The 1,097-nt window shown below is 53.3% G+C and carries 1 protein-coding gene; it reads left to right on the top strand.

Annotation, left to right across the window (positions count from 1 at the left end; genetic code table 11):
* On the top strand, positions 1-1,097 hold a 1,097-nt coding region (gene tuf, locus IM291_RS21805), incomplete at both ends, for an elongation factor Tu (protein ID WP_049119900.1).

Consider the following 1,097-nt stretch of genomic DNA (forward strand, 5'->3'; position numbering starts at 1 on the left):
CTGACCGCTGCAATCACTACCGTTCTGGCTAAAACCTACGGTGGTTCTGCTCGTGCATTCGACCAGATCGATAACGCACCAGAAGAAAAAGCTCGTGGTATCACCATCAACACCTCTCACGTTGAGTACGACACCCCGACTCGCCACTACGCACACGTAGACTGCCCAGGCCACGCCGACTATGTTAAAAACATGATCACCGGTGCTGCGCAGATGGACGGCGCGATCCTGGTTGTTGCTGCGACTGACGGCCCAATGCCTCAGACTCGTGAGCACATCCTGCTGGGTCGTCAGGTAGGCGTTCCTTTCATCATCGTGTTCCTGAACAAATGCGACATGGTTGATGACGAAGAGCTGCTGGAACTGGTAGAGATGGAAGTTCGTGAACTGCTGTCTCAGTACGATTTCCCGGGCGACGACACTCCAATCGTTCGTGGTTCCGCGCTGAAAGCGCTGGAAGGCGACGCTGAGTGGGAAGCTAAAATCATCGAACTGGCTGGCTTCCTGGATTCTTACATCCCAGAACCAGAGCGTGCGATTGACAAGCCATTCCTGCTGCCAATCGAAGACGTATTCTCCATCTCCGGTCGTGGTACCGTTGTTACCGGTCGTGTAGAGCGCGGTATCATCAAAGTTGGTGAAGAAGTTGAAATCGTTGGTATCAAAGAGACTGCGAAGTCTACCTGTACTGGCGTTGAAATGTTCCGCAAACTGCTGGACGAAGGCCGTGCTGGTGAGAACGTTGGTGTTCTGCTGCGTGGTATCAAACGTGAAGAAATCGAACGTGGTCAGGTTCTGGCGAAGCCAGGCTCAATCAAGCCACACACCAAGTTCGAATCTGAAGTGTACATTCTGTCCAAAGACGAAGGCGGCCGTCATACTCCGTTCTTCAAAGGCTACCGTCCACAGTTCTACTTCCGTACAACTGACGTGACCGGTACCATCGAACTGCCAGAAGGCGTAGAGATGGTAATGCCAGGCGACAACATCAAGATGGTTGTGACTCTGATCCACCCAATCGCGATGGACGACGGTCTGCGTTTCGCAATCCGTGAAGGCGGCCGTACCGTTGGCGCGGGCGTTGTTGCTAAAGTTCT

This window comes from Enterobacter cloacae complex sp. P27C, assembly GCF_014895705.1.
Lineage (GTDB): Bacteria > Pseudomonadota > Gammaproteobacteria > Enterobacterales > Enterobacteriaceae > Enterobacter > Enterobacter bugandensis.